This window comes from Candidatus Thiosymbion oneisti (genome assembly GCF_004359955.1).
Lineage (GTDB): Bacteria > Pseudomonadota > Gammaproteobacteria > Chromatiales > Chromatiaceae > Thiosymbion > Thiosymbion oneisti.
Map to the genome: position 1 here is coordinate 33,639 of NZ_SMSC01000001.1, position 18,961 is coordinate 52,599.

At 57.3% G+C, this 18,961-nt stretch carries 17 protein-coding genes and 1 pseudogene; 3 read left to right on the top strand and 15 right to left on the bottom strand.

Going from position 1 to position 18,961, the window contains the following annotated elements:
• Window positions 1-158: 158 nt before the first annotated feature.
• The gene (locus E1958_RS00175; protein ID WP_133510075.1) at window positions 159-1,217 is read left to right on the top strand and encodes a Fic family protein; all 1,059 of its coding nucleotides are present in this window, start codon (window positions 159-161) and stop codon (window positions 1,215-1,217) included.
• A gap of 103 nt (window positions 1,218-1,320) precedes the next feature.
• On the opposite strand, the gene E1958_RS00180 is transcribed toward E1958_RS00175, so the two are convergent.
• Entirely contained in the window at window positions 1,321-1,605 is a 285-nt protein-coding gene (locus E1958_RS00180) for a type 2 periplasmic-binding domain-containing protein (RefSeq protein WP_133510076.1), read from the bottom strand.
• Window positions 1,606-1,757: 152 nt separating this feature from the next.
• On the bottom strand, window positions 1,758-2,252 hold the full coding sequence (locus E1958_RS00185; RefSeq protein ID WP_133510077.1) for a peroxiredoxin: 495 nt from the start codon (window positions 2,250-2,252) through the stop codon (window positions 1,758-1,760).
• A 92-nt stretch (window positions 2,253-2,344) separates the two neighbouring features.
• Here E1958_RS00185 and E1958_RS20725 point away from each other — a divergent pair, with 92 nt between their 5' ends.
• Complete coding sequence (locus E1958_RS20725) at window positions 2,345-2,467, top strand: cobaltochelatase subunit CobN (protein WP_207787763.1); 123 nt, start codon at window positions 2,345-2,347, stop codon at window positions 2,465-2,467.
• A gap of 507 nt (window positions 2,468-2,974) precedes the next feature.
• Here E1958_RS20725 and E1958_RS00190 read toward each other — a convergent pair.
• Genes E1958_RS00190 through E1958_RS00200 form a run of 3 tightly spaced genes read right to left on the bottom strand, consistent with a single transcriptional unit; the run spans window position 2,975 to window position 6,758 of the window.
• Complete coding sequence (locus tag E1958_RS00190) at window positions 2,975-4,750, bottom strand: AAA family ATPase (protein ID WP_133510078.1); 1,776 nt, start codon at window positions 4,748-4,750, stop codon at window positions 2,975-2,977.
• Window positions 4,751-4,773: 23 nt separating this feature from the next.
• A complete protein-coding gene (locus tag E1958_RS00195) occupies window positions 4,774-6,549 on the bottom strand; it encodes an AAA family ATPase (RefSeq protein WP_133510079.1) in 1,776 nt (591 codons plus the stop codon).
• Between the two features lie 2 nt (window positions 6,550-6,551).
• On the bottom strand, window positions 6,552-6,758 hold the full coding sequence (locus E1958_RS00200; protein WP_089726609.1) for a hypothetical protein: 207 nt from the start codon (window positions 6,756-6,758) through the stop codon (window positions 6,552-6,554).
• Window positions 6,759-6,954: 196 nt separating this feature from the next.
• Here E1958_RS00200 and E1958_RS00205 point away from each other — a divergent pair, with 196 nt between their 5' ends.
• Window positions 6,955-8,130 carry an IS4 family transposase gene (locus E1958_RS00205; RefSeq protein ID WP_133510080.1) on the top strand — a complete coding sequence of 392 codons (1,176 nt, stop codon included), beginning with the start codon at window positions 6,955-6,957 and terminating at the stop codon, window positions 8,128-8,130.
• A gap of 43 nt (window positions 8,131-8,173) precedes the next feature.
• Here E1958_RS00205 and E1958_RS00210 read toward each other — a convergent pair whose 3' ends face one another.
• The 10 genes and pseudogenes from E1958_RS00210 to E1958_RS00255 all read right to left on the bottom strand — a co-directional run bounded on the left by E1958_RS00210 (window position 8,174) and on the right by E1958_RS00255 (window position 18,961).
• Entirely contained in the window at window positions 8,174-8,620 is a 447-nt protein-coding gene (locus tag E1958_RS00210) for a DUF29 domain-containing protein (protein WP_133510081.1), read from the bottom strand.
• Window positions 8,621-8,691: 71 nt separating this feature from the next.
• On the bottom strand, window positions 8,692-9,846 hold the full coding sequence (locus tag E1958_RS00215) for a FlgD immunoglobulin-like domain containing protein (protein ID WP_133510082.1): 1,155 nt from the start codon (window positions 9,844-9,846) through the stop codon (window positions 8,692-8,694).
• A gap of 4 nt (window positions 9,847-9,850) precedes the next feature.
• Window positions 9,851-10,738: a TolB family protein gene (locus tag E1958_RS00220; RefSeq protein WP_165742345.1), complete on the bottom strand. Its 888-nt coding sequence runs from the start codon at window positions 10,736-10,738 to the stop codon at window positions 9,851-9,853.
• Between the two features lie 312 nt (window positions 10,739-11,050).
• Complete coding sequence (locus tag E1958_RS00225; protein WP_089725798.1) at window positions 11,051-11,380, bottom strand: type II toxin-antitoxin system RelE/ParE family toxin; 330 nt, start codon at window positions 11,378-11,380, stop codon at window positions 11,051-11,053.
• A 5-nt stretch (window positions 11,381-11,385) separates the two neighbouring features.
• Complete coding sequence (locus E1958_RS00230) at window positions 11,386-11,616, bottom strand: hypothetical protein (RefSeq protein WP_089725800.1); 231 nt, start codon at window positions 11,614-11,616, stop codon at window positions 11,386-11,388.
• Between the two features lie 250 nt (window positions 11,617-11,866).
• Window positions 11,867-12,061, bottom strand: coding sequence for a hypothetical protein (locus E1958_RS00235; protein ID WP_089725802.1), 195 nt, complete (start codon window positions 12,059-12,061; stop codon window positions 11,867-11,869).
• A 15-nt stretch (window positions 12,062-12,076) separates the two neighbouring features.
• On the bottom strand, window positions 12,077-13,165 hold the full coding sequence (locus E1958_RS00240; RefSeq protein ID WP_133510084.1) for a transposase: 1,089 nt from the start codon (window positions 13,163-13,165) through the stop codon (window positions 12,077-12,079).
• 90 nt (window positions 13,166-13,255) lie between these two features.
• A pseudogene (locus tag E1958_RS00245) lies at window positions 13,256-13,798 on the bottom strand (transposase); the annotation flags it as partial.
• Between the two features lie 541 nt (window positions 13,799-14,339).
• Window positions 14,340-18,491, bottom strand: a complete 4,152-nt coding sequence (locus E1958_RS00250; RefSeq protein ID WP_133510085.1) for an RHS repeat-associated core domain-containing protein — start codon at window positions 18,489-18,491, stop codon at window positions 14,340-14,342.
• On the bottom strand, window positions 18,491-18,961 hold the full coding sequence (locus E1958_RS00255) for a voltage-gated chloride channel family protein (RefSeq protein WP_133510086.1): 471 nt from the start codon (window positions 18,959-18,961) through the stop codon (window positions 18,491-18,493). The genes E1958_RS00250 and E1958_RS00255 overlap by 1 nt, the downstream gene beginning before the upstream one ends.

The following is an 18,961-nucleotide window of genomic DNA, read 5'->3' on the forward strand; positions in this document are numbered from 1 at the left end:
TCAAGAACATCCCCACAGACGGAACCATTGCCAAACAATCCTGATACCCCAACCTATCCCACGGCAAGGCAGGTCTCACATCCATTCCAGAAACCACTCCTGATTCAGAACCTTGCTTGCATCCCAAAAGCAGCTCTCCGGGAAATCGGAACGGCCATATGACCAGCCTCCGCCTATTCGCCTCGGCCACCGTACCTGTTCACCCATCCGCGGCCTGGTATCTCGCCGACCTGGGTGAATTTCGGGGCATGCAGACTCTGTACACCCGCCAGTCGCCCCAGCGATTGGAGGTACTACGGGCACACGCCCTGATCGAGAGTGCGATCTCATCCAACCGCATCGAAGGGGTGTCGGTGGCGCCGGAGCGGCTGCGCGAGCTCTGGACGGTAACCAAACCCTTGTTCCGGGACCGGGACGAGGAAGAGGTCCGCGGCTATCGTGATACCTTGACCTGGATTCACGAGGAGGCGGAGAGGATTCCTCTGGACGAGGTTACGATCAAGCGCCTGCACACAATGGCTCGCGGGGAGATTTGGGATGCCGGGCACTACAAGGAGAAGGACGCCGACATCCTCGAACGCTATCCGGACGGCCGGGAGCGGGTCCGTTTTCGGACGGTGCCGGCCGCAGAGACTCCTGAGCGCATGGTGCTGCTCCTGGCTGATTGGCAGCGCTGTCTTGACGAGGCCTGGGTGCATCCCTTAATCACGCTGGCCGCTTTCAACCTGGATTTTCTGTGCATCCACCCCTTCCGCGATGGTAACGGACGGGTATCGCGCCTACTGTGGTTGCTGCAGAGCTACCGGCTTGGCTATGACGTGGGCCGCTTCGTGAGCCTGGAGCGGTTGGTAGAGCAGAACAAGGAACGCTATTACGAGACCCTGGAGCGGAGCTCCAAGGGTTGGCACGAGGGCGAAAACGACCCTTGGCCCTACATAAACTTCGTGTTGTCGATTATGAAAGCGGCCTATCGAGAATTCGCCGAACGGGTGGGGAAAATCAGGGAGCCGCGGGGAGCCAAGCGCGAGCAGGTGCTCAGGGGAATCGAGCAACTGGCGGCTAGGGCAGCCGGAAGCTTCACCTTGAAGGAGCTGGAGCACACCTGCCCCGGTGTCAGCCGGGATATGGTGCGGCGGGTACTGCGGGAACAGCAATCGGCGGGAGTCGTGGAGTGCCGAGGGCGAGGCCCCGGAGCCAGCTGGAGAAAGAGAGGGTAATTACCCTTAAATGGGGGTAACAGTAAGGGTAATATTTCCGACAAGTTCCCAGATCCATACCGCTGGATCTGCTCACTAGCCTTGCTGCGACGGAACGCGAACTTTATTCCGGCATATCGTTCAAGCGCCCGATATCGACCGTGAGCACCAGATCAGCCGGTGTATTTGGCCCTTCCGCCTTGATGCGTTCCAGCATGCCTTGCTTGGCATAGACAAGGTTGACCTTGGTGCCTGTCTCTTCCGTGAACGCATCCATCAGAGGCTGGATCAGGAAGGGCTGACGGTACGAATAGAGGTTGAGCTCATCGACCCGAACATCGGCCGTTCCGGAAAAGGTCGTGGTCCCTGCGATCAGGGCGAGTAGAAGCGGAAGCAGCCTGCGCTTCATGATGGACGTCTCCTCGTTGTTGACTTGTGCCCTGAGGGGCGGTTGCTCACGCAAGTCGATCAGGCATCTATAGAGGCCTATTTAACGAATTAGAAGATTGGAAGACGGCATGCCAAGGGCGCCTCCGCTGCTGTAGGCATTAGAGTCTCTCTTCAGAGCGCTGCGGCATGCTCAGCCAGATAACGGGACACACCTTCACTCGTGTCCTTCATTCCGGACTGGCCCGTGCGCCAGCCCGCGGGACAGACGTCACCATGAGTCTCGTGGAACTGCAGGGCGTCCACCATGCGCAGCATCTCGTCGATATCCCGTCCGAGCGGCAAGTCGTTGACCACCTGGTGTCGGACCACGCCGGAACGGTCGATGAGGAAAGAGCCACGCAGTGCAACATCGCCCGCCGGCGTTTCCACGCCGTAAGACCTACAGATACCGTGCGTTAGGTCGGCCACTAGCGGGTAGCGAACCGGACCGATACCGCCGCGCTCGACGGGCGTGTTGCGCCAGGCGTTGTGCGTGTAATGGGAGTCCACCGAGACGCCGACGACCTCGACCTCCCGCGTCCGAAATTTGCGTCCCCCCGTAGCGGCAGCAACAACCGGGACAATGTTCGAGGGAAGGATGCGACGGAGCTGGAAGGTGATCGCCATACCCGCCCTCGCTGGTTTCCATCCGTTCCGGTTCTGGGCCGATTCACACCTACACCGTTTGGACGACGCTTTCGGCGGATCGCATCGGTCGTATGAAGCCGGAGGTAGTGCGGGACGACCAATGGCAGGGCTTCGTCGGTGTCTATGTGAACGACAGCCTGGAGCTGGGGGTGCGCAACTGGCTCGAATCCAGCAATCCCCAGGCCCTGGCCTAGATCGCCGAGCGCATGCTGGAGGCGGTCCGCAAGGAATACTGGCAGGCCGGCGAGGCCACGGTGAGGCAGCTGGTGGAGCTTTACGCGGATCTGTGCGAGCGCTACCAGGTCGTTTCCACTTGGTGACTGACATCGAGCTGGGGAGCGCTGCGATACGGACCGTCTGTCCGCAGGCCTGACCCTGTTTCACAACGACATCAAGGACTTGATCAACTACGAGTGCATCGCCAACTGCGGACCAGCTACGGGCAAGAATTCCTCCAATGCCATTGAGTTAAGCGTTGGCAACAGCCCGTAGGATGGGCAAAGCAAGCGCCGATCAGGGTGATTTCAAGGTTCGGTTATGCCACGGAAGTTTTCAGGCCACGACGGCTTGATCGGATGCACTAAGCGCCACGTGCCCATCAATGATGGGTACCTCTCTGTCAATATAGGATCTTTCAAGGTGCTCAGTACATTAGAAACAACGAAGTTAAAACACTACCGATTCGGATTATCCATGCCGAATCATTCCCAAACCAACCGCGTAAGCCCGAGGGCCGCCACCGCGTGGGTGGTAAGACGCAGCTTTTCGCCGTAGGTCTGTTCCAGCATGGCGCGGTAGCGGGCCAGCTGTTCCGAGGCTTCGGTCAATTTGTCCTTGACCTGCGGCAGCGCCCGCAATTCCTCGCGGCTTTTCGATTTGATTTCCTCGCTGCTCATGTTCAGCGCTTTCAGCGGTACGTATTTGAATTCCAGCAGGTGATCCAGCAGTTGATACTGGCGCATGTCGGGTCGGACGATCATGCTGAGATCGGCATAACCTGTGTCGATGGCCGTCTCCGAGTCCATGATATAGAAGGTGTCGGAAAAGAGGATCACCAGGAACGCGGTCTTTACCACCAGTTCGTTACTCCAGCGGTAATCTCGGTTGTCAAACACCTGGAAATAGCGATTTTCGATGAAATCGCACAGGAGTTCGAGGTCGCCGCTGCCATAGAAGCGCCTGGTGGCCCGGTGCGCTGTCTCCCGGTCCTCATATCCCGGTAACAGAGCGTCCCAGATGCGTTCCACATACAGACGCCGGATCACCAGGTTGGGGATACGCAGCGCCAAATCCCCCATGCCGTCCCTGCCGTCGATGGTCAAAATACCCAGGTAATACATCAGGGAAGCCAGGAAAGCACGATCCTTGGCGGCCGTCAGCATGTCATGCACGCCGAAACGCCTCGCCAGTTGTCCGATCAGAAGCGGTTCGGTGGCATCCAGGGCCTTGGCCACCAATTCCTGACCATGGGGTAAACAGGCAATGTATTCGATACGGTTCCGATCCATGGCCAGATTATCGTCCAGGATTTCCCGTGGATAGGTACATTCTTCCTGGTAGTTCTGGAGAAAATACAGCGCCAGGGTGGGATTGTAGAGAAGCGGTCCATCTTCATAGCCGAAACGGTATCCATTGTAAAAGGTACGCATGGTGGAAAGGGCCTCCTGCACCTGGGATTCGGGTAAATTGCATTCCGCGCCGATTTTCTCCAGGGTGTTTGCCACTTCGCTTTCGTGAAAACCGCACAGATCACGGTATTTAGGAAGGAAGGAGACATCGCGCGCCACGTTATAGCCGCTGCTGATGTCGCTCATCACTACCGGAGAAACGCCGATGATGAATACCTTGTCGAGACCCTGACCGCTGGCCAGGGATTTAATGGTCTTGAATACCGTTTTGAGGATCCCTTCGCCGTGAACCAGGGTTGCGTACCGGTCCTGTCCGCCATTCAGTTGCGCGGCCATGACCTCGTTGGCGAAGTTGTCGTATTCGTCGATAAACAAATAGAGCTTATAAGGCGTCCGGCCCACCGCGTCGACGACGGCGTGAAAAGAGGCGAGGGCATTATCGGGATTGACGAAAGACACCTGGGGGAGGCGTTCCCGGTAGCGGCCAAGGAAACCTTGCACACAAACGTTGATGTGATCGTGCAATGCCTGCTTGATGGCCTCGGTATTCCCCTGGGTCATCACCGCGGAGAAATCCCAGCGCATGACGAAGTACTGGTTGCGTCGCGGCGTGGGATTCCGGCCGATCGCCAGCTGCCCGAACAGCCGTTCGAATTCATCGCTTTTTGCCACGTCATAATAATTTTCCAGCATCGACAGCACCAGACTCTTGCCGAACCGGCGCGGGCGCAGAAACAGCAGATGGTCGCCGGCCTGCTCCAGAGACGCAATGCAATCCGTGCGATCGGCGTAGAAGTAGCCTTGCGTGATGAGCTTATGGAAATCGGCGATACCGTAGGGGAGTTTCATGAATAATTTTGCTCCGTACCGAATCATTCCCAAACCAGCCGCGTAAGCCCGAGGGCCACCACCGCGTAGGTGGCCAGGCGCAACTTTTCGCCGTAGACCGCCTCCAGCGTGGCGCGGTAGCGGGCCAGCTGTTCCGATGCCTCTGCCAGTTTGGCCTCGACCTGTGGCAGCGTCCGCAACTCCTCGCGGCTTTTTGATTTGATTTCCTCGCTGCTCATGTTCAGCGCCTTCAGCGGTACGTATTTGAATTCCAGCAGGTGATCCAGCAGCTGATACCGGCGCATGTCGGGCCGGACGATCATGCTCAGATCCGCATAGCCCGTATCGATGGCCGTCTCCGAGTCCATGATATAGAAGGTGTCGGAGAAGAGGATGACCAGGAACGCGGTTTTGACTACCAGCTCGTTGCTCCAGCGATAGTCCCGATTGTCGAATACCTGGAAGTAGCGATTCTCGATGAACGCGCACAGGGGCTCGAGGTCGCCGCTGGTGTAGAAGTGTTCCGCGGCACTGCGGGACGTTTCGCGATCCTCGTATTCCGGCAGCGTGGCGTCCCGGATACGTTCCACATACAGACGCCGGATCACCAGATTCGGTATGTCCAGCGTCAATCGACCCATGGCATCCCGATGGGTGATGGTCAAAATCCCTAAGTAATACATCAAGGAGGCCAGGAAGGGTTGGTCTTTAGTGGCCTTCAGCATGTCCTCGACGCCGAAACGGTCGGCCAACTCGCCGATTAAGGGCGGATTGGTGGGATCGAGCGCCCTGGTAACCAGTTCGTCGCCGTGGGGGAGCGCCGCGATGTACTCGATGCGGTTGCGATCCATGGCCAAATTGCTGTCGAGAATGGCCCGCGGATAGGCGCAATCACGGCTGTATTCATCGAAGAAATACAGGGCCAGGGTGGGGTTGTACAGCAGGGGGCCGTCCCCGTAGCCGAAGCGGTAGCCATTGTAGAAGGTGCGCATCATGACAAGGGCCTCCGCCACCTGGGCCTCCGCCAATCCGCATTCCTCGCCGATTTTTTCCAGCGCACCGGCCACCTCGCTTTCATGGAAACCGCACAGATCATGGTATTCGGGACGCAGGGAAATGTTTTTGACGACGTTGTAACCGCTGCTGATATCGCTCATGACCACCGGCGACACCCCGATGATGAATACCCGATCCAGACCCTGCCCACTGCCCAGGAATTTGATCGTCTTGAATACCGTTTTCAGTATCCCCTCGCCATGGACCAGCGTCGCGTAGCGGTCCTGTCCGCCATTCAGTTGCGCGGCCATGACCTCGTTGGCGAAGTTGTCGTATTCGTCGATGAACAAATAGAAGTTGTAGGGCGTTCGGTTTACGGCGTCGATGGTGGATTGAAAGGATGACAGGGCATCGTCGGGATGGATCTCGACCGTCTGGGGCAAAATGTCATGATAGTGCGTGATGAAACTTCGCACGCAGGCATTGATATGGTTATACAAGGCTCGCCCGATGGCCTCGGTGTCCCCATGGGTCATCACCGCGGAGAAATCCCAGCGCATCACGAGATAGCGGTTGTGCAGCGGTGTGGGGTTCCGGCCAATCTCCAGATGTCCGAACAGCCGTTCGAATTCGTCGCTTTTTGCTACATCGTAATAGTTTTCCAGCATCGAGAGCACCAAGCTCTTGCCGAACCGGCGCGGACGCAGGAATAGCAGATGCTTACCCGCTTCTTCGATGAAGGCGATACGGTCCGTACGATCGGCGTAAAAATAGCCTTCCGTAATCAGGGCATAGAAATCGGCGATGCCATAGGGGAGTTTCATGATTAGCATCCGCGTTCAAGGCGTTCGTCGGGAAGGTGAGAATGAATAGGTGCAGCTATGATTTTTCTGCCGTTTGATCGTTGCCGCCTGCGCGCGTCCTTCAAAATACGCTGGATGTCGTAATCCACGGATCGCGCCAGGGTTTCCTTGGTGGCCCTGACTTCTCGAATAATCTCATCGGTGGTCGGAGCCTCGTCTATTTGTGCCATAATCTCAGTCTCCTATTAACTCAATGCCATTAAGTTAACACCTAACGTTCTGTATTTGTTAAACTATTCCCTATCTTCGACCAGCACGATGAGGAGTCAACCATGGTTCTCAGACCAAAGCCGGTCCAACTTACCGAAGTAGAAACCAAGTTAATCAGTCAGGTTTGAGAATATTTATACCCCCCTAAAAGATTTCTTGTACTCCGCGGAATTTGCCGACCTCGCCCGCATCCATCCCGAGGATTTCACCCGCCAACGCGCGCTTCCGCTGCCTCATCTGGTGTCCATGCTGTTGAACCTGCGCAAGGGCAGTATCGGCGACGAACTCGATCAACCACTGGCCGATGGCGTGTCCTCTTCGGCCTTTTGCCAAGCGCGCTTGAAGCTTGACCCTCGCGCCCTGATGGCACTCAACCGACCCTTGCTGGAAGGCTTCGAACGCGACTTCTCTGCGCGTCTGTGGCATGACTTACGCTTGTTGGCAGTCGATGGCTCGACGGCACGTTTGCCTCACACCGATGATGTAATGGCAACCTTCGGGGCTCCACCTGAGGGGAGCGCGGTTCCACTGGCCCGGTTCTCGCGGCTGTATGATGTCCTCAACAACCTGGTGATCGCGGCCGATTTCGAATCCCGCCAAGTCGGCGAGCGCGTACTCGCCGGTGAGCATCTGGCCGCGACGCGGGCCAACGATCTGATCTTGTATGACCGTGGCTATCCGGCCTTCTGGCTATTTGCCTTGCACCGCCAGGAACACCGTCACTTCGGTGCCCGCATGCCGTTGGATTTTTCCCACGAGGTCAGCGACTTCCTGGCCGGCGGCAAAAAAAGTGAGGCTGTGCTGTTCACACCAGGCCCCCACGCACGCCGGCAATGTCAGGTGTATGGGTTGGCGCCCGATCCGATTCCCTTGCGCTTGATCCGCGTGAAACTCAAAAACGGCGAGACCGAGGTCCTTGCGACTTCATTACTTGATGAAGCCGCCTATCTCAGTACCTGGTTTAAGCACCTCTACCACCTGCGTTGGGGCGTGCAAGAGGGCTATAAACGCGAGAAGTGCTGGCTCGAAATCGAGAATTTCTCCGGCCTCAGCGCCCAGGTTGTGAAGCAGGATTTCTACCCCAAACTCTTCGCGCTCAACCTGACTGCAGTCCTCTCCTGGATCGCTCACGCGATCGCCGATCGTCTCTACCGAGACCGTAAGCAGGCCTATCGGGTGAAGTTCACCCATGCGTTCTCCAAGATGAAGGATAATCTGGTCCGGTTGTTCGTCTCCAACTCCTCGCCGCAACTGCTCACCGCGTTAATATTGGCGATGGCGGCAAGCCTCGAAGCCGTCCGATCAGACCGCTCTTTCCCGCGAAAGCGCTGAAGGCGGGATGCGCTGCGCTTTCCCGCTACGCGGGCTCGATAAGTCACTCCGGCCAAAAATCGCTATCTATGATCGTTTCAAAGCCGAATGGACATACCTCAGGAAAAGTCGATTCGTCCAGATTGGTTTCCCTGGTAGCTACGAGTACCGCCGTAGTAAAAGCATCCCGGAGGATCGTATCGAGATACGACTTCAAGCCCGGATTGGACTCCAGCACCCGACGGATGCGGTAACGCTGCTCCTTGATGGTCGCCTGCCAGCTCCTTCCGCGCCCCTTGGCCTGGTATTGCCATTTCAGCAGATGAGCCAAGAGGACAATCAACCGACTTTCGAGTTCTCGCCATTCGCTTTTCCCCACCGCTTCGATCTCCTCGGCAACATGCTCCCAGTCCACTTCGCTGAAGCGGTGGGCACGAATCAGCTCCGCATTCCGCAAGGCCCAGGTGTAGGCGTCTTGCTCATATAACAGCGATAAGGAAGTGTCAGACATTGTTTCGTCTTGAAAATTTACCACTACCGAATTCTAGTCGGGCGCCTGACCCGACCTCAAGAACAGCCTCATCACGGCTGCTTAACCACTTTCAGCTTGCGGCTCGCGATCGCGAACTGGTTCTTGGGTGTGATGATATTCACGGTGAGTACGTGCTCACCCTCCGGTACCCCGCTCACGTCCAGCGGATAGTTGAAAGGAATGTAACCGCGCTCCTCTTCCGCGTAATAGACCGTATCGATAAAGAGTATGATCTCGAATCTTTGGCCAAGTAGTATCTCCCGGTCTTCTTGGCTCGGAACATCGATGCGAACGACGACGGCGTCCTTGACCTCCGGGACGGCCTTCTCTTCGGATTTGTCAAATTCAGGAAAGCTCAAAGTGGCCGCGAGCTCCCGGTCCTGGAGGCGTGATGCCAGGAAATGCGGAGAGACTCGCCGCCGGTTGACCATGGGTCGATCTGCCTTCTTGGGCCTCGCAGTGCTCAATCCGTGCTTGTAGGTGCGGTAATCAAGGGTACTGTTGCCATAGGCGATGACGCTGGTCTCCGGCAACGTGAAGTAGCTGATGACGATCTTGTGATCCTCCAGGTCCCAAAGGTTGATGAGATTATCCCGGTCCTTGCCGTTCCAGTATTCGGTGATGGTTCCGGCGATCCGTGGCTCCCAATCCACCAGCGTTCTCAAGAGGGCACTGCTCGCCACGCCGGCCCGCACGCTGACTCGGGAGGGCTTTGACAATCGGTAAGACAGGGTTCCCCCTTCGCGGTCAATGCGCCCCTCGGTGATCTCGAATGGCTCACCGCCGCTGAAGGTGATCGGGTCGTAGACAATCTGGGAACCGGTTGCGTCTTCTGCCTCGATGGTGAAGAAGTACGCCTCGTTGGGTACGACCCTAGCGTCCAGGTCCTTGCCATCCCACGCCAGCTTGTGTGGCCCCTGGCTCTGTTCAACATCCTTGCTCAAGACCCGGATCAATTCACGGTCGGGGTCGAAGATCTTGACAGTGACCTTGGCGCTCCGGGACAGCCGATAGTTCAGCTCGACCGCTTGTCCCCGAGAGGGATCAAAGGAGCTTTTGGAGAGGGTGACATTAAAAATAGCCAGACTCTGGGAAGGGCTTATGTCTGGTGACTGCTGCGCCAGGCACACCGAAGCGATCGACCACAGAGCGATGAGCCAGACGAACCACCCGACGGTCGGCATTCTTTGCCACTTTAGAATCACCAGCTTATCTCCAATGCGGATCACGGATACCCACCCATTTTTCTCCGAACGGCCGCAGCTCTTCTACCTGCCCCGTGCCGACATCGACCAGCTCCAGGTCCATCCGGCCTTGCTTCACCGCGACATAGAGTACCCTCTTTCCATCCGGCGACCAGGCTGGGTGCATCTCCGCTTCTGGTGTGTCCGTGAGCCGCCTCAGGCCGCTGCCATCGGCACGGATCAACCAGAGATCCGTCCGACCGGAGCGGTTGGATGAGAAGACGATGTGTTTTCCGTCCGGGGACCAAGCCGGTTCCGTATCCTCACCGCGGGTCGGCAACGGGGTTCGCGCGGTACCGTCCACCAAAGATACGAGCCAGAGTTGCCTCAGCAGGCTTGTCCCCATGCCGGGAACCGTAATGGTCGTGGTGGAAGAATAGGCAAGACTGCTGCCCTGCGGCGATAGCGCTGGCGAATCCTGGACCCCTCGCTGCATGACGACCGGCTCGATCTTCCCGGTCTCCAACGAATAGCGCCTGATCTCGGCGTTTTCCTCCTTCTCCGATAGGTCGTAGGCCACGTAAAGCAACGATTTGCCATCAGGAGACCAAACCGGTGCGGCATATTGCCCGGCGGGGAGGGGCAACCTCTCCGTCTTTCCTGGAGGCAGATCCGCCAACCAAAGTTCGCCATGGCTGTTGGCGTAGGCTACTTGCGAGCCGTCCGGGGAGAGTGCCGGCGTAAGCTCATCGATACCTGTCGCGGTGAGCTGTACCGGTTTCCGGCTCGCCATATCCAGCTCGAACAGGTTCCAGTTCTCACCCACAAACGCAACAAAGGCGATTCTTCCCTGTTCCACTCGATCCTCGGCGCGACCGGAATCTGCGAAGGCACATAAAGCGATTCCGCACATCAGGAGGCTCCAAGGCCAAGACACGTATTGGATCATCGAACGATTTTCAGTGTTGGTTATAGGCCCCCGTCGCCGGCGGTCGGCGTGGACCGCGCCTGACGCAGGACGCGCAGCCAAGCGGTCCCGTCGGGGCAGGAGAGGAGTGCATCGCCGAGATCCTCCAGCCGCGGGGGATCGGAAATCGCTGTGCGATTCGTAGTTTTCTCTTTCGTATTCTAACCCACCACGACAAGCGGCCAACAGCTAACTTAATGGCATTGCCTTGCAAAGGAGCCTTGATTCTAAAGGCGGGATGCACTGCGCTTTCCCGCCCTACGCGCGCTCTTCTTGCATGATCTTCCTGATCTCATCAGCACTGATATCCGACTGCTCTATCTTTGAGTAAATGGCTACCAGCAAGACATCATCCTCTGTTTGAAGATAGTAGATGATTCGATAACCGCCGCTGGTACCACGTTGGGCATCACGATTAGGTGCCCGCACCTTGTAAAGCGTATAGCCCGTACCGGAGATCTGATCGCCTGGATATTCGCCTGAATCCAGTTGCTCAAAGACAGGTGTAATGTCATGACGAATACGCCTGTATTTCCGGCTCAAGCGTCTGAGCTGGCGCTTGAACGCTTCAGTGTACTGTAGCGCCATATCCGCTAGTCTGCATCGATACCATCCCACAGGGTACTGATCGGCTGTATACGCCTGGCCTTAGCGTCACCTAGTCCTTCTCGGAAGCTCTCAGCTGCCGTAGGCCACGGCTCATCCTCTTCTATGCCCTCACGAAACGAGTGGACCAAGCGCAACAACAGCGGGCGATAACGCTTCGGTGTACGTTCAATTTCGGCATATAGCTGTTCAGTGGTATCCGGTGTCTCGGTTGCCATCGTGAAACCTCATGCTTACGGGAGATTGTAGCAGTAGTAACACCGCCCTTCTTTAGCTGCTAAGGAACCGGAGCCTTCCTTCGCGATTATCCGTTCCTGTTCCTACCTCTCGACCTTACGCAAACAGTATATACAAGGTGCATGTGAAGCAGGAGATCGAGAAAGGGCTGTCCGATATCGAGGCAGGCTGTACCGTTCTACACGATCAGGACCGTAGGGCGGGAAAGCGCAGCGCATCCCGCCGCATCGGTCATTCCAGACCCAATTCCTTTACAACTTTCGGAATCCGGGCCGAGAACTGTGCCTCGATGTCGTGCCAACAGGTGGAGAAACCGTCAGCCCCCAAAGGCAAGGGCCACACCGCGTGAAGGTGATCGGGTAAGACAACGACCGCATCGATGATGAAAGGTCGGCGACGGCGGGCATCGGTAAAGACGATTCGCAATCTGACTCAACCCCATCACGCCGCCTGTTTGGCTACAAACACCGCTCGCGCAGCCTGGATGCCACGCAGATACTTGGCCTGACGCCGGGCACAGAGATTCACGAGTGATGCCGGTGCGCCGACCGCCGTTCCAAACGCCTTAAGAAGACGTTCGGAATAGCCGGTAAACTGCTCCCCATTGATGCCCAAGCGCGTGAAGATCTTGGGTTCTCGTGCTTCGATGTATCCAGACTTATCCTCACGTAACGCCTGGCCCGTCCAATCGACCAGCTCCAGGTAATCATCGAAGGCAAACGGCACCGCCCAGGGGGTCCGTGCGGTGGCATCAAAGGGCATCAGCGGAGCCTGGGGCAAGACTTGCGTCTCGGTTTCCGGCCGTAACCGCTCCCCATCGAGCGTTACTTCAGGCGCTGTGACGGTTGCGGTCTCCTGCGAGCCGGCTTCGGACCCGATTTCTTCCGGCAATCCGACGACCCGCTCCTGAATCGAAGTGTAGTCCGAGGTCTCCGGCGTCTCGGCCAGCCCCGCCCGCACCGGATTCAGATCCACATAGGCCATCGCCGCCAGTAACGCCCTCTCATCGAGCAACGCCTGGCTCTTGAAGCGACCCTCCCAAAACCGCCCCTTCACCCTATCCTCGGCATTGGCCCGGCGGGCGATGTGCTCGTTGAGAGTACGCATGAGCCAGGACAAATCGTGCAACCGCCCTCGGTAGACCTCGGCAAGTGCCTCGACCTCGGCGACCTCCGCCTGGGTCATCTCTGCTCGTGAGTCCGAAAGATAACGGTTCACCAGCAAGGGTCCCGTGAAGAGCGCCGTCCAGCGCCGCAGCACTTCCTCTATCGACCATTCCAAGGCCCGTTCCCGGTCGATGCGCACCACAAGGTGATAGTGATTACTCATCACCGCGTAGGCGGCCACATCGATGGCGAACAGGGAGGTAAGCTGCTGGATACGCTCGACAATCCAGCCGCGGCGGTGGTCGAAATTCATACCTGAGAGTTGATCCTCCCCACACAGGAAGGCACGACGCACGCAACGGCATACGCAGTGATACCAAGGGGTGTCTTCAAGCGAGACGAGAACGGAACGAGGAGCAGTCATCGTGGGCCCTCTGTTGTTTCGGTGTCGAGAAGAAGCTTAACTTGGGGTGGGGAAGATGTCAAACAAAGTGGGTGTCCTTTTTTAGGTCACAGCCAGTAACGCCCTCTCATCGAGCAACGCCTGGCTCTTGAAACGACCCTCCCAAAATCGCCTCTTCACCACATCCTCCGCATTGGCCCGGCGGGCGATGTGCTCGTTGAGAGTGCGCATGAACCAGGACAAATCGTGCAACCGCCCCCGATAGACCTTGGCAAGTTCTTCAACCTTGGCAACCTCTGCTTGACTCATCTCTGCCCGTGACGCCGAGAGGTAACGTGTCACCAACAAGGGCCCGGTGAAGAGCGCCGTCCAGCGCCTCAACACCTCTTCTACCGACCACCCCAAGGCTCGTTCCCGGTCGATACGTACCACAAGGTGATAGTGATTACTCATCACCGCGTAGGCGGCTACATCAATGGCGAACAGACTAGCAAGCTGCTGCATGCGTTCGACGATCCAGCCGCGACGGTGGTCGAAATTCAGGCCTGAGAACGGGTCCTCACCACACAAGAAGGCACGGCGTACACAGCGGCATACGCAGTGATACCAAGGGGTGTCCTCAAGGGAGACAAGAACGGAGCAGGGGGCAGTCATGATGGACCCTCTGTGGTTTCGGTGTCGAGAAGAAGCTCAGCTTGGGGTGGGGAAGATGTCAAACAAAATGGGTGTCCTTTTAATTATCCTTTTAATTATACTCCTTCACATAGGCTTCTAAATCGACTGGCGTGAGCTGCAACAGTGCGAGCTTGATCTCGTGCCAAGTTCTCTCGTTCTGCTCTCGAAACTGCAATAGCCGTCGTGTAGACACGGTTAGCACTTATGTCGGTAACAGACAGTTTCCGGGAAGCTACACAAGTTCGTACTACTTCCTTTCCTTCCTTTTTATATCTCGTTTCCGAACCGCTCTATAAATCTCCTCTTCAATTGTCGAAAAAGGTGCAACTCCAACGAAGGATCCAAATCTTCTGCCAGGAGGATGGCCCTTACAAATTGGTCGGCTTGATAGTACTGGCAAGATACAATCTCCTCAACCTGTTGAGGCGACAAGCAAAAGCCAAGCTCGACACAAATTTCGTCAAGGAAAACCCGAATATTTTTCTCGTAGCTCACTGCAAATGACCTTTCAACGAGATTTTCAATCTCCAAGATACTTATCAATGCTCTTGATAAGCTGTTGCTCTTCTGCTTGGCGTTGCCCATGTGGTTTATGACTGCCGTGTTCTATGTTTTTCTTGATTCTTTGCTGAACACTCTGCTTCAGTTCATCTCTGAGCTGTCGTAATTCTTCCTTAGGATACTTCTTAATATCTTTTGGTTTTGGCAATTTCCCATGAACTTTCCCTGTCCGATCGAGCGCGGGCAGAATCCCTCCATTCTTTTTCAGAAGATCGCGAGCTCTCTTTCCTTTTTTGAATATCTTGCTGCCAGGAAGCCAATTCCAGGGTTTCAGACAATCCATTGCACAAGTCGCCGCCACACCAGCTAGGCTTGGTGGACATGCCGCACCTAATGCACCTATCGCAGCTTCAATAGCCGCACACTCCCCTAGGCAGCGCAGATAAGCCACACCAGCAACGCACCAAGGACACAATCCTGCTTCATCGCTGAAGGATAACGGGTTGCCATCAGCATAGGCGTAGGTGCTGAGACCCCCGACGATGCCGATTGGATCTGACTGCACATATCGCCCAATCGCCGGATCATAATCACGAAAGTAGTTGTAGTGCCGATCGGTCTCGGCGTCGAAATACTGACCAAGGAAGCGCAGGTTGAGGACGAAAGACGTACCATTGCCGTCCGGGTCTTGATTCGGTGTGGATTTACCGAAAGGATCGCTGACCCAATGCCAGACAACGGTTTGGCTCTGGTCGCTGACCAATCGGGGTGTGCCGAGATGGTCGGTATGGATGTAGTAGAGGGTGCCATTACGGACGGTGGCGACGGGAATGTTGCCGAAATAGAGGATCTCTTCGCGTGCGTTACCCGTCGCTGCATCATAGACCCCGATCAGTTGACCTTCGGGTCCATACAGGAAATGACTGGTTTGTCCGCCGACAGTCTTGGCGACCCGTTGGCCTTCGGCGTTGTAGAGATAGGCAGCGACGGTGATACCGTTCTGCCTGACTTCGGCAAGGCGGTTGGCCTGGTTATAGACATAGGTGAAGCGGTCGTCCTGGATCAGGTTGCCGGCGGCATCGTAGGTGTAGCTGCCGGGGTCGGCGCCGGTGGTCTCTTGCAGGCGATTGCTGTCCGTCGCATAGCGATAGTTGGTGATGCCGGCCCCGATAGTCTCCGACAGGCGATTACCCACTGAGTCGTAGCTGAAATCGATAGCACCGTAGGGACCATCGGCATCGATGAGGTGGTCCAGCGCATCATAGGCAAAGCTTTGGGTGTTGGTGGTGTCGAGGGTGTCGGTCCAGTCGGTGAAGTTGTCGGCGGCGTCGTAGGCGTAACCAAAATCCTGGATGCCGCCGATGGTGATCCCGGTCGGGCGGTAGTCGGTATCGAAGGTCTTGGCGTGGTCGAGGCCCGAACCGTCGGTCCAGGTGGTAGCCGGGCCAAAGGACAGGTAGGCGATGTCGCTCAGGATCGGCTGGCTGTCGGCTGTAATAGTCTGTATCCGCCCCTGGCCGTCATAGCTGTATCGGACAGTCAGGCCACTCGGGTAGGTCAGACTGGTCAGACGATCGGCACTGTCATAGCCGTAGCCGAGACTGTAGGTCTGGCCTTGGATGGTTCGGGTCTCGGAGATGCGGTTGCCGCGGGCATCATAGACGAAGCGGGTCTGTCCGCTCTGGTCATCATAGCTGGTCAGGCGGCCGGTACCGTTGGCGCCCTGGTCGTAGAGATAGTTCCGGTCCTCGCCAGGTATCGGAAAGCTGGTGCCGATACGTCGGTCAAGGGCGTCGTAGTTGTGGGTAACGGTGATACCGCGGCTGTCGGTCTGCTTGGTCAGGTTGCCGTTGGCATCGTACTCGGTGCCGGTGATTCCCGTATCTGGGCTATCGAGTCGGTCCTGGCGGTCGAGGGCGTTGTAGCCGTAGCCGGTAATCAGGCCGCGGGGATCGGTGACACCGGTCAGATTACCGACACGGTCGTAGGCATAGTGGGTGATACCGGTTGCGGCATCGGTGAGCTGAGCAACGCGATCCAGGGCGTCGTAGGCGCGGGTCGTGATCCGGCCCAGGGGATCGGTGACCGTCGTTAGATTGCCGTTGGGATCATAGTCCAGCTGCGTTATCTGCCCCATGCCGGCGATGATTTGGATGGCCTGGGACAGCTCATCGTAGGCGATGGTTTCCCTGTAGAAGGCTTGATTCGTACTGTCTTTGCGTTCGGTGCCGGTCCGGTTGCCGAGCTTGTCGTAGGTGTAGGTCTCTTGGTTACCAGCGGAGTCGATCAGCCCGGTCGGGCGGTCGATGGCATCGAAGGTCTGCTCGGTGCGTACACCAGTGGGGTCGATAACCGCGGTCCGGTTACCGGCCTTGTCGTACTCGTATTGGTAGGCGGCGGAACCAGGTAAGGTCTCGGTGATGAGCTGGTCGGCGGCATCATAGCCGTAGGTCTGGGTGTTGCCGGCGACATCGGTGACCGAGGTCAGGTTGCCATTGCGGTCATAGCCACGGGTCTCGGTTTGGGACAGGGCATTGGTCATGCCGGTCTGCCGATTGCGACTGTCGTAGGCGTAGGTGGTGATATGGCCGCGTGGGTCGGTGATGCTGGTGAGGTTGCCGTTGGCATCGTAGGCGAATTTGGTTTCACCGCCCAAGGCATCGAGGATCTTGGTGCGGCGGTTCAGGCCATCGTATTCGAAACGGGTCGTTCGGCCCTCGGCATCGGTCACACTCAGCAGGTTGCCGACCGCGTCGAATGTCATGGCCGCAGTGTTGCCGAGTGCGTCGGTAACGCGGGTCAGATTGCCGGCGGCATCGTAACCATAGCGTGTGGTATTACGGCGGGGGTCGGTGGCGGATGTGAGCCGACCTTGGGCGTCGTAGGTCAGGATGGCCTCATTGCCCTGGGCGTCAATGATCTTGATGAGGTTGCCGCGGCTGTCGTACTGGAAGTGGGTGACATTGCCTTCGGCGTCAGTCTCGCTGGTGACCTGATTGTATGTTGGCTCGTAGGTATAGGTGGTTACCTGGCTAAGCGCATCGGTCTCGGTGAGCAGGTTGCCGTTGGCATCATAGGTGAAAGTCGTGGTGTGGCCGTTGCCGTCGGTCTGGCTCAGGCGGTTGTAGTTGGCGTCCCAGGTCGATTGGGTAACACGCCCGAGTGGATCGGTGATCTCGATTGGGTTTCCGGTTTCGTTGAACTTGTAGACAGTCGTGTTACCGCGCTCGTCGGTTACCCGAGTCTCGGTATCGGTATCGCTGACATAGTTGAACCGGATAGTCGCACCATCGGCGAAGACCTGGCGGGTAACCCGATCTTCGTTGTCATAGGTATTGGTGACGACGGTATCGCCCCGTGGATCGACGACTGTCAAGAGATCGCCATCGGCGTTGTAGCCGTAGGCCATGACACCGCCGATCGGGTCTGTCACGGCAACCAGGTCACCATTCGCATCGTAACTGTAGGAATAGGTACGGCCCAGAGGGTCCGTCACGCTGGCAACCTTGCCGTTGGCGCCCTTGGCGAAGCTCAAGGTTCGCCCTGCATCGTCGGTGACGCTCGTCAGGAACCCGGTGCCGTCGTATGTAAAGTGCAGGGTGTTGCCATAGCGGTCGCGACGCTCGATGATGCGGCCATTCACATCGAACTTTTCGACATCGCCGTAGCGCCCGGTCAGGGTGATGCTCCCGTCTGAATTGAGGTCGAGCGTTTGGTAGGTACCGGCGGCAGCCTCGAAGGTGCCGTCCGGGTTTCGGGTGAAGCGCTTGCGCTTACCGTCCCCTTGGCGGACGATCGCATAGGTCTGCTCACCGTCGGTGACGGCGATGGCGGTGGCCGTCAGGTTGCTGTGCCAGCCGCGGCCGAAGCGTCCGTCGATACGATCCTGGCAATGGTAGGTGCGCGTCAGCCCGAGCCTGGGACCAACCCCAGGGATGTCGAAGTCAGTATAAAGTTCTATGTTGTCCCCGGTAGCTGCGTTCACAGGGTTGCCCAAGGGGCATTGGTTGTCGTCCGGCGTCGGGTTGTCCTTTTCTCCATCCCCCTCCTCTGGGTTAAAACCTTGATGTCCAGTATCCCAAGGAGGCGTGTCGTAGGCTGCTACTGGGGAGACGGCTAGAAAGAGCGCAAGAACGGCAAGGATGCCGAAAAGATCGCGGACAGAGCTCATCACTCGATTCCCTCCTGCTTCGTCTCCATCACGGCCTCCACCTGTTGGGCAAAGCCTTCGACTTGACCGCTAAGGTCATCGATTTCGTTCATCAGGTCGGGATTATTATCGAGGTAACTTCTGACAGCTCTACCATCGGTGCTCATGAACCGCATGTAGTCATCGTAGGTTGTCGCGTAGCTCGCATAGCGCTGCTCTCGTTGCGCTCGATACGTTTGCTCCACTGCCTGGAGAGCGCTACTCAGTTCCTCTTTGGACGCGTTCTGATTCCGGTTCGCGACCCGTGCTTTCTCGCGCCATTCCTGTACGGAGAACGCCATCAGATCGCGGGATAGTGTGCAGTACTCCTCCACGGTCAAGGCCATGGCCGGACCAGCCACCAGAATCGCTAAGAGCGGGCCAACCACGATGGAAGCCGTCAACCGACGCGGAGCTTGTTTCCCGGCTTGTGCAACGAACAGGAATCTCAT

Coding starts and splice junctions, on each gene's coding strand:
- E1958_RS00175 (WP_133510075.1), top strand. CDS start 159: ATGACCAGCCTCCGCCTATTCGCCTCGGCCACCGTACCTGTTCACCCA.
- E1958_RS00180 (WP_133510076.1), bottom strand. CDS start 1,605: ATGAAGCGCAGGCTGCTTCCGCTTCTACTCGCCCTGATCGCAGGGACC.
- E1958_RS00185 (WP_133510077.1), bottom strand. CDS start 2,252: ATGGCGATCACCTTCCAGCTCCGTCGCATCCTTCCCTCGAACATTGTC.
- E1958_RS20725 (WP_207787763.1), top strand. CDS start 2,345: ATGAAGCCGGAGGTAGTGCGGGACGACCAATGGCAGGGCTTCGTCGGT.
- E1958_RS00190 (WP_133510078.1), bottom strand. CDS start 4,750: ATGAAACTCCCCTACGGTATCGCCGATTTCCATAAGCTCATCACGCAA.
- E1958_RS00195 (WP_133510079.1), bottom strand. CDS start 6,549: ATGAAACTCCCCTATGGCATCGCCGATTTCTATGCCCTGATTACGGAA.
- E1958_RS00200 (WP_089726609.1), bottom strand. CDS start 6,758: ATGGCACAAATAGACGAGGCTCCGACCACCGATGAGATTATTCGAGAA.
- E1958_RS00210 (WP_133510081.1), bottom strand. CDS start 8,620: ATGTCTGACACTTCCTTATCGCTGTTATATGAGCAAGACGCCTACACC.
- E1958_RS00220 (WP_165742345.1), bottom strand. CDS start 10,738: ATGTGCGGAATCGCTTTATGTGCCTTCGCAGATTCCGGTCGCGCCGAG.
- E1958_RS00225 (WP_089725798.1), bottom strand. CDS start 11,380: ATGGCGCTACAGTACACTGAAGCGTTCAAGCGCCAGCTCAGACGCTTG.
- E1958_RS00230 (WP_089725800.1), bottom strand. CDS start 11,616: ATGGCAACCGAGACACCGGATACCACTGAACAGCTATATGCCGAAATT.
- E1958_RS00240 (WP_133510084.1), bottom strand. CDS start 13,165: ATGACTGCTCCTCGTTCCGTTCTCGTCTCGCTTGAAGACACCCCTTGG.
- E1958_RS00250 (WP_133510085.1), bottom strand. CDS start 18,491: ATGAGCTCTGTCCGCGATCTTTTCGGCATCCTTGCCGTTCTTGCGCTC.
- E1958_RS00255 (WP_133510086.1), bottom strand. CDS start 18,961: ATGAGATTCCTGTTCGTTGCACAAGCCGGGAAACAAGCTCCGCGTCGG.